This is a genomic window from Legionella norrlandica (assembly GCF_000770585.1).
In the GTDB taxonomy this organism is placed as follows: domain Bacteria; phylum Pseudomonadota; class Gammaproteobacteria; order Legionellales; family Legionellaceae; genus Legionella; species Legionella norrlandica.
The window spans coordinates 80500-88855 of record NZ_JNCF01000006.1; the positions used below are offsets into that span (position 1 = coordinate 80500).

Here is an 8356-nt window from a genome sequence, read left to right on the forward strand (position 1 = left end):
TCCCAAGACCAATTGTTATGGGAATTGCTTATTATATCGATCAAAATCTTTTAGATCGGGCTGATTCCAATCACGCATGTCTAATACAGAGCCATTAAATGCCATAAAATCAGCACGAGTTTTCGATAAATTATAATAATAAATATCACTAGCATCTGTTGCTAGAGTACTTTGGTGATTGACAGCAGAAATTTCAGCCATTGATTTATCATGAGTTTTTACAAAGCTGCGTTGTGCCCTTAGGTATTTTCCTTTAAATTGAGCAAATCCCCATAATTCAACATCAAGTTTATTAACAATGCCCGCCAACTGAATTTTTGCTTCTTTCTTTGCTCGAATTGTTAAAGTATCGCTCTTTATCCAATATAAACTTAACATACCCTTGCCGTATATCTTCAGTGAGCTGAGATTAACAACTCCTGATATTCCTACTTTAGGATCTCCTTTTAAAACAATTTGCAAATTTCTGCTGGATACTCCACTGATTTGAGTAACACCATTACCTACTGCTACCAATCTTTGTAGACCTATCGAGCCACCGAGTGAGGTAGTTCCTTCATTAGCAATATACAAGTCTAAATAGCTGGTGTGCAAATTATTTCCTGTTATAACCCCTGCTCCTTCATAACGGAAGCGATTTAAAAATGTGCTTCTAATATCAACATTAACCGTACCATAATCTGGATATCCTGCTCCTAAAGATACGTACAAGGTATTATTCTTAACTATTGTGCTCACTTGGGTTAAATCTCTTGGATCCCCTCGTAACATAACGGCTGGTTTTTTATATCCGGTATGTAAAGTAACATTCAGTCTTCCTTGTACTACTACTTGGTTAAATGAAGATACTTGTCTGAATTGATTTGTGCGCGTACTTGGATTTTTAACTTCAACCGGAGGTAATTGCGGTTTATGGTGAGCACAATTTGCTAATAAAAAGATAACTAAACTCAATAAGTAGCACCGCTTTAGCATAATCTTCATCCCTCTATCAATAATCTCTCTACATTAGAGGAAGTTTTCACAATGTGCAAGGCGGTCTCCTTATAAGAAAATTTTGCAATATTCTTTTATTCTCTAAAATACCTGTATTTAAATTTTGAAGACAATTATCAGTTGCTACTAAAATCAGAAATGATTATATCTGCACTACAATAATCTTGGTGTTTTGAATTACCCGCTTTATCAACCAGAGAGCCTAAAGGTTCATTAAATGGTATTAAAGCAGGTAATTGAATGTAAACATCCACTAAAATGTCGTTTTTACAGCTTAGAGTAATTTTACCGGCGTTATTTTCCCCAAATGATCTTTTAATTAATTCTCTCAGCGTCCCCAGCGGTACTGTTTCACCACTATGTTTTGTTATGTATTGCCCAAATTCTGTGTCGTTAATTTCAGAGGTCAAGCGTATCGCTAAACTAAAATAATCGTCCATACTTAAAGCTTGACAACTTCCATGTTTATTCCATTCATGTCGCTCCAAGCAACTTCCATAATGATAGCTTGGCATGAATTTTTTTAAATCTTTATCAACATTAGAAGATAAATTCAGTGGTGGGTAATCGCAATGGTGCTTTTGAGGACTTACTCCACAATAACCATAATTATTGCCACAAGCTTCTTGATTGGGCCATAAGCCATGCAAGATCAAATGGTTCGTTTGATAAGATGATTTTGTTAATTTTAAGCACTCGGGTTTACCTATTTCATAACCATAAGTTTCACAAAAACCTGGTTGTGAGCTCAAGGCCAACACATAAGCATCAGCCATCCCTGGAGAAAGATCGCAAAATGCAGGGTTTTTCTCAGTGTATTCAATTGTCCCGCAATCAATACTTACCCAACGCAGATTATTAGGTTCCTGTTGCGAAAATTGGATACGCAACCAGTCAGGCATGGATTTATTTATTTCCTTTAATTGATATTTTTGATTAGGTTGAATTACTAAATTGCCAGGATTTGACCTGTTATTTTTAGAAAGATATGCAGGACACGATTTTGTAGCTTCGAAAATACCGTTTACAGGAATTGATGCGTTAAGGCTTAAAGAACAAAAAAGCAAGAGCAGGGTGATTAATTTTGCCATAAAGACATCCTTGCTATTGTTTGGTACGCTCATTATACCTAAGTCTGGTATGAATTCCAGATATTATATTTTATTAAATTGATTAATAAGGTCTTTTTAGGTCGCTCTCATGAGGAAGTAAGCTTGTGCAAAACAAAATTGTTAAAGCAGTCATTACGAAACGACCGTGAAGCAATCATAATGGGCTTAATAATTTCTTAACTTTGATTTGTTATAGTACTTTTTTAAACTTATTAAATATTATTATGCCTATTCGACGTTTAACTCTAGGAGATAAAAGCCAAGTCCTTGCTTTAGATAAAGTTATTTTTAGTACCGTTGATCCCGAAGGTGGATGGAGGGAAAGCGATTTCAATCAGTTTTTTAATGAAGAAAGCTGTTATGTTTTTTATGAGGAAAAACGGCCTGATGTAATTATTGGATATATTTTTGCAACCCAAGAAAAAGACCAAACTTATATTAGTAATCTAGGCTCAGATCCTAGAACTGGGAAGCGTGGCATTGGTACAGCACTTATGCAAAAAGTGATGTTACAAGAGGATGAGAATTCTAAAAAAAATAATCGACCCTTTGCAATAAAATTGCACGCTGATAATGATAACGAGAATGCCATCCGATTCTATAAAAATCTTGGATTTAAAGAAGAGGGCCGAGATAGTCACGGAATAAAAATGACTGCTACGGCGTTACCTGAAAAATTCAAAAATAAGGAAATACAGCCTCCCGTTCCAATGTCTAGAAAAGCTTTGATTATAAGAAATGTTGATGGGATTCAATATGATGACTTAAAAGTTGCTTTAGATGGTTTAGAACCGGATGAACAAGCCCCACGAGAATTTAATGAATTAATTCATCTTGTACAATCCAACACCCTATCTGACAGCGATCGCTTAAATCATGCTCTTGATTTATTTAAGCTGGAAATAGTACGTGATTATATTTACGAAACTGTTAAAGAAAAGACAGGAAGCTATGTCATCTATCATCTTAATGGGTTAGAAGATACTGGAAGAATCAACAATAAAAATGCCACGTACATCATAGAAAAAATGGCGAAAATAGCTCCTAATACCGATTTTGATATGTTGTATCTTGGAGGAGGACATGGAGATCCATCCCAAGGTTTAAGCAATCTCAGTAAGCGGCAATTAGAGGGTATTACGGATATTCTGAATAATAGAAATATCAAATTTTCTGCAGTGATATTAGGTAGTTGTTTTAGTACCGCCTACTTAGGTTTATGTCAGCCTTTTTTAAAAGATCATGGTGTTACGATAAGTAACTCATTGGAATGTGGAGGGGATAATAATTTTAAGCCGGCGATGCAGTGGATAAAAGGACAACGACAAGAATTCTATTCCGATGAGGATATCCGTAATTCTATTCCTGTTTATCAAGAAACTCGAGCCGCCATGAGGCGAGTATTTGAAGGAGGAGTTCCTCCCGGTGAAGAGTTACCTGATGAATACAGCAAGTTGTTAGATGCTTATAAGCAATTTGTTCAGACCGAAGTGCCAGGGTTACCAGAAGAGGAATTTTATGCGTTGGGGGAAGATCTCTTCAATAGAGATTTAGAGGAATTTATTATTGAAATGCAATTTGAAAGGGAACTGCTCCATAAAGAAAAAATTCAGGAAATATTAGGAAACTATCCCAAATTAAGTGAGCATATTAAAATTCTTGCTGATAAGAAAGGCGAGAAAGCAATTTTTGATGCATTAACTAATTGCATTAAGCCAACCCCAACTTCTCTAGTAGTGGGAACTGCAAAAACTGTAACTATGTTTAATTTTAGTGAAGCTAATGTCATGCCCGCGAATGCAGACGAGGAATTTCAAGGAAACTATCGCTTAGTACGGGATAAAGTTAGACGGTCGGGGCAGTTTACAGAAATTAATGAGGTACTCAACGATTTTAATGACATATCGGCAAAGAGACAATTTAATAATGTATTTATTCAAGCAACAAAATTCTTAGAGCCGCAGGAGAGAGAAGCTCAAAAACATCACCCAGAGCAAGAACGTTTAATTCGCCAGCAGCAGGAACGAGAAGCTCAAGAGCGCCATGCAGAGCAAGAACGTTTAATTCGCCAGCAGCAGGAGCGAGAAGCTCAAGACCGTGCAGAGCAAGAACGCTTAATTCACCAACAGCAGGAGCGAGAAGTCCAAGAGCACCGCGCAGAGCAAAAAGGTTTAGCTCATCAACAGCAAGAGAGAGAGACCCAATATCGTGATGCAGAGCAGGAACGTTTAACCTGTCTGCAAAATGGGCATGCACAGAACCAACAGGCTTTTGCGGCACAACTTAAGTTGTTGCATGATAAAATGACTGATCTGGATAAACGTGGAATGGAAAAAGCCCGGAGGCTGCATTGATACTGCATAAACAGTTAAATGAAGCTGGGACGATTTATTTCTCTAAAGAGCCAACTTTGCAAACGTATAAAACCTTCAAAAAGAATTGTGATGCTTATATCCAAGAAGCGCGAAAAGAACTGGATGAGCACAGAGGTTGCTCTAGTTTTCTAACTAATTTAGCCTTATGGATTGGTACTTTGGGTATTGGCATACTCGTGAAAGGAGCAATTAATCTGGCAAATAACAGATCTTTTTTCTTTGTCCATGAAACGGACTCAAGTAAAACGGTAAAAGGGATTGAAGAAGCAATTAATAATGCAGCACCAAAACCAAGCTGGCTTAGTAGCGAATAATGCTAAGTTACAGGATTATAAATTTTAGGTCATAAGTTAGCTTGCCAATGCCAAATTGGAGTTAAGACTGATGTGTTGACAATCGCTTTCCTAACTCCCTATTAAGTATCTTAAAAAATACTATGATATAAGGAGAGGTGCGGAGAGAAGAAATGATTCAACAAGACCCCGTTTTAATTAAGTCTGAAGGGGATAAAGCCTTAGAAGCAGGGGATCTGCCGCTTGCTTTAAAATTTTATGATCAGGCATTAGAAATAAATCCCCAATTTTCTGAGGCATATTATCAAAAGGGAACTGCCTTATTAAGAATGGGAGAAGCTATAAAAGCTGCAGCTATGTTTTGGCAGGCTTATTTATTTAGCCAGTTCAAAATGGAAATAGGCTTAATGACGGCAAAAACTCTGGCTCATGCCAAGAATTCTCTTTCAGCCTGCAAACTTTTTGAGACCTTTAGAATTGAAGACATGGATCGCGAAAGTCTCTCTTATTATTTGTATGCATTGAGGCTGCAGGGGAGGATTAAAGAAGCATACGCCTTGTTTCCATATTTTAAGGACGACAATTCCCCTAAAACTAATTGGGCAAAAGCGATGGTCTTGCTTGACTTAAACAAAATTAATGAAGCATGTGCATTGCTCGAGCCACTTGAGGAAACGGATAATGACGGGCATATCACTGTTTTGCTTCATGCCGTATATATCGCCTTAAATGATAAAACCTCAGAGAAGTCTCTTTTAGACAGAGCAATTAAGCGAATAAGCAATAACGATTATTTTTGTTGCCAGAGAATTGCAATTGATATTCTTGACGGATTAAATAATATTCCCATAGACGCTTATCGCTCGTTCAGGCGATTTGATCTGATAGATGCAGCTGATTATCTTCATAAAAATTCGGATAAAAATCTCATCTCCTGTGGTACAACTTTTCAAACATTTGATTTATTAGCTCCTCATGTTACTTCGACAGGAATAATATTGGAATTTGGAGTAAGATTTGGCTACTCGATTTCTCATATTGCTGAGCTTTTCCCCGAGCGCCAAATTTTCGGATTTGATAGTTTCCAAGGCCTACCTGAAGATTGGCATCATGAAAAAGCTGGCTCCTATTCCACGTATGGTAAAGTTCCTTCTGTTGCTGATAATGTGACTTTAATAGCTGGATGGTTTAATGAAACGTTGCCTGATTTTAAAAAAAATCATCAGGATCCTATTGCTTTTATGAACATAGATTGTGATCTTTATTCTTCTACGAAATTAATTTTCGATGAATTAAGTGCACAGATTATTCCTGGTACGATCATAGTTTTCGATGAGTACATCGGGAATGCTACATGGCGTCAAGATGAGTTTAAGGCTTTTCAAGAGTGGGTTAAAGGAAATAAAGTAAAATATCGTTATTTAACAGCGAGTTTTTATACAAAACAAGTATCGGTGCAAATTCTTGATAAAAAGAAAGAAAAATAAATATAAGCATAAAAACTACCACGTTTATTATTAATAAAAACGAGGTAGTTTTTAGGGAATGCGTCTTATATAATGGTTACTTCTTCAGCTTGAAAACCTTTAGCCCCTTTCGTAACAACAAATTCCACACGCTGTCCTTCTCGTAAAGTTTTGCGTTCTGCATTACTTACGATAGAGCGGAAGTGAACAAATACATCATCTTGACCATTATCACGACTAATAAAGCCATAACCTTTATCATCATTAAACCACTTAACGTGGCCAGTTTCTTTCACAGACATTTCAAAATTCCAAATAAAATTAAACAAATACTTGTCCAAAGCGTTCAAAGAAAAAATACAATGTCATTATCGAGGGAAATTCGCAACCAGGTTTAATAAAAGGAAGGATTTTGCCGAAAACCAAGATTTTAACCAAAAATGCTCGTAGAACAAGTAATAATAATTATAATACACTAATCTACAAATAGCGAGCATTATGTACAATGTCTCCCATAAATGCACCACTATTACACTGCTATGGGCTAGTAATACGGGCCTCTGTTTTTTTAGGCATTTCTAAAGTCCAGTTATATATAAATACCATAAGAATTGAATCAAATCAGCTTTTGAGTTTATAGAGAAGAAAAAACATTGGGTAGCATAGGTTGCAATTTATTGGCTAATTCCAGGAGTAATAAATCATTTCCTTTTGCAGCGCCCATTTGAATAGAAACCGGTAGATGTTTTTGAAACATAACCGGCAGGGTCATAGCAGGTAATCCTGCCTGATTAAACAAGGAAGTGAAGGGAGAAAATTCTATATTTTTTTGTAAATAAGTATTGAACTCCTCATCTGTTCGTAATTGCCCAATTAATAGAGGTAATTGGGCTAAAGCGGGTGTTAGAATGATGTCTGTTTTTTCTAACAATTCGTGTAAAGGCCTTAGTAATTGATATAACCTATTTTTCGCAGCAATTAATTCATGAGCCTTAAGTGTTTTTCCTCTGTGATAAAACTCCCAGGTAATGGGTTCTAGTTCATCAATTTGAGGTTTTCTACCAATGTTTAGTTCTTGTGCCTTTACCATGGCGTAGGTGTTTGCTGCAATTAAAGTGAGCGAACAAGTACCTATACTGGTTAAATCCAAAGTCAAATTTACTTTATTTAACTCATACCCCATATTTTTTAAATTTTTCTTTATTTCTTCTATGGCTTCCAGACACTCAGGAGCAATCGCAACATCTACAAAGGCTCCCTCCAATTGAGATATGGTTAAATGTTTCTTCTTTTTAGAACAAGCTGTTAGTGGTGCAGTATTAACCAGATTTTTAAATAATGCAATAGAATCTCTAATCGAACGGCTTAGCAGGAAATTGGTGGCCATCCCTGACCACAATTCATCAACCCACGGACCAGAAGGAATTAAACCAGTTGTGGGTTTAAATCCAAATAAACCGCAGCATGCTGCAGGAATACGTATGGAACCTCCTCCATCGCTTGCTGTAGCGATAGGAGCTATTCCCCCTACTATTGCAGCAGCAGAGCCTCCAGAGGATCCGCCAGCAGTTCTCGTGATATCAAAAGGATTTCTACAAGGTCCCCATAAAGCAGATTCCGTTACGTAGGAAAGACCTAATTCCGGAGTATTGGTTTTAGCAACAGGGACAAAGCCCAAACCGATCAATTTATTAATCAAGTCGCTATTGGCTGCCCCTATATTATTGGCAAAGAAATGAGATCCTTCTGTTTGCCTAATCCCTTCCATGGCATGCCCTAAATCCTTAACTAATAAAGGTACGCCATAATATGGTTCATGACCTTTCATTTTGGCAAGACACTGGTGAGCAAACTCAAAGCAATCAGTGACTACGGCATTTAATATGGGGTTTATTTCATGCAAACGTTCTTGTGCACACTTTAATACTTCCTTAGCACTAACTTCTTGATTTTTAATAAGCTTGGCTAGCCCATGCACATCATAACGAATGTATTCATTAATGAACATGCGAAATTCCTTGAGATGAAAATTGTACACCTATGGGTAATTTTATGGATTAATTATAGCAAAAAAAGGATTATTTGACCCGCTATACTAAAATATTCTCTCGAGT

Annotated in this window: 7 protein-coding genes; 3 read left to right on the top strand and 4 right to left on the bottom strand. The window is 36.7% G+C overall.

What is annotated here, in order from left to right; genetic code table 11:
• Positions 1 to 15 precede the first annotated feature (15 nt).
• Positions 16 to 975 carry a GIN domain-containing protein gene (locus tag OK13_RS02810; protein ID WP_035887437.1) on the bottom strand — a complete coding sequence of 320 codons (960 nt, stop codon included), beginning with the start codon at positions 973 to 975 and terminating at the stop codon, positions 16 to 18.
• 137 nt (positions 976 to 1112) lie between these two features.
• Positions 1113 to 2087: a ribonuclease T2 family protein gene (locus tag OK13_RS02815; RefSeq protein ID WP_035887439.1), complete on the bottom strand. Its 975-nt coding sequence runs from the start codon at positions 2085 to 2087 to the stop codon at positions 1113 to 1115.
• A 245-nt stretch (positions 2088 to 2332) separates the two neighbouring features.
• Between OK13_RS02815 and OK13_RS02820 the strand changes: the two genes are divergently transcribed.
• From OK13_RS02820 to OK13_RS02830, 3 genes are all read left to right on the top strand, one after another.
• Positions 2333 to 4462 (top strand): GNAT family N-acetyltransferase, encoded by a 2130-nt coding sequence (locus OK13_RS02820; protein ID WP_152571550.1) that lies wholly within the window; start codon positions 2333 to 2335, stop codon positions 4460 to 4462.
• The gene (locus OK13_RS02825) at positions 4459 to 4797 is read left to right on the top strand and encodes a hypothetical protein (protein ID WP_035887443.1); all 339 of its coding nucleotides are present in this window, start codon (positions 4459 to 4461) and stop codon (positions 4795 to 4797) included. The genes OK13_RS02820 and OK13_RS02825 overlap by 4 nt, the downstream gene beginning before the upstream one ends.
• Positions 4798 to 4949: 152 nt before the next feature.
• The gene (locus OK13_RS02830) at positions 4950 to 6263 is read left to right on the top strand and encodes a class I SAM-dependent methyltransferase (RefSeq protein WP_035887445.1); all 1314 of its coding nucleotides are present in this window, start codon (positions 4950 to 4952) and stop codon (positions 6261 to 6263) included.
• A gap of 65 nt (positions 6264 to 6328) precedes the next feature.
• On the opposite strand, the gene OK13_RS02835 is transcribed toward OK13_RS02830, so the two are convergent.
• Positions 6329 to 6544: a cold-shock protein gene (locus OK13_RS02835; protein WP_035887447.1), complete on the bottom strand. Its 216-nt coding sequence runs from the start codon at positions 6542 to 6544 to the stop codon at positions 6329 to 6331.
• A gap of 332 nt (positions 6545 to 6876) precedes the next feature.
• The gene (locus tag OK13_RS02840) at positions 6877 to 8250 is read right to left on the bottom strand and encodes an amidase (RefSeq protein ID WP_035887448.1); all 1374 of its coding nucleotides are present in this window, start codon (positions 8248 to 8250) and stop codon (positions 6877 to 6879) included.
• Positions 8251 to 8356 lie beyond the last annotated feature (106 nt).

Coding starts and splice junctions, on each gene's coding strand:
- OK13_RS02810 (WP_035887437.1), bottom strand. CDS start 975: ATGCTAAAGCGGTGCTACTTATTGAGTTTAGTTATCTTTTTATTAGCA.
- OK13_RS02815 (WP_035887439.1), bottom strand. CDS start 2,087: ATGGCAAAATTAATCACCCTGCTCTTGCTTTTTTGTTCTTTAAGCCTT.
- OK13_RS02820 (WP_152571550.1), top strand. CDS start 2,333: ATGCCTATTCGACGTTTAACTCTAGGAGATAAAAGCCAAGTCCTTGCT.
- OK13_RS02830 (WP_035887445.1), top strand. CDS start 4,950: ATGATTCAACAAGACCCCGTTTTAATTAAGTCTGAAGGGGATAAAGCC.
- OK13_RS02835 (WP_035887447.1), bottom strand. CDS start 6,544: ATGTCTGTGAAAGAAACTGGCCACGTTAAGTGGTTTAATGATGATAAA.
- OK13_RS02840 (WP_035887448.1), bottom strand. CDS start 8,250: ATGTTCATTAATGAATACATTCGTTATGATGTGCATGGGCTAGCCAAG.